Annotated in this window: 1 tRNA gene and 1 rRNA gene; both read left to right on the forward strand. The window is 60.0% G+C overall.

The features are described 5' to 3' along the window. A 16S ribosomal RNA gene (locus WG924_RS28140) occupies nt 1-60 on the forward strand; the annotation flags it as partial. A gap of 74 nt (nt 61-134) precedes the next feature. Continuing rightward, nucleotides 135-211, forward strand: a tRNA-Ile gene (locus WG924_RS28145). The last annotated feature ends 34 nt before the right edge of the window (nt 212-245 follow it).

A 245-nucleotide genomic window follows, 5' to 3' on the forward strand; every position in this document is an offset into this window, starting at 1 on the left:
ACTGGGGTGAAGTCGTAACAAGGTAGCCGTAGGGGAACCTGTGGCTGGATCACCTCCTTTCTAAGGACGATGACCGCCGTCCCCGCATCCCTTCCGCGTCGCAACCGTAGCCTGGAGCAATCCGGGTGCTGTGCGGGCCTGTAGCTCAGTTGGTTAGAGCACACGCCTGATAAGCGTGAGGTCGGTGGTTCGAGTCCACCCGGGCCCACCACTTTCTGAATACAGCACGCACGAACGGTTATCGC

The organism is Tistrella arctica (genome assembly GCF_039630945.1).
Lineage (GTDB): Bacteria > Pseudomonadota > Alphaproteobacteria > Tistrellales > Tistrellaceae > Tistrella > Tistrella bauzanensis.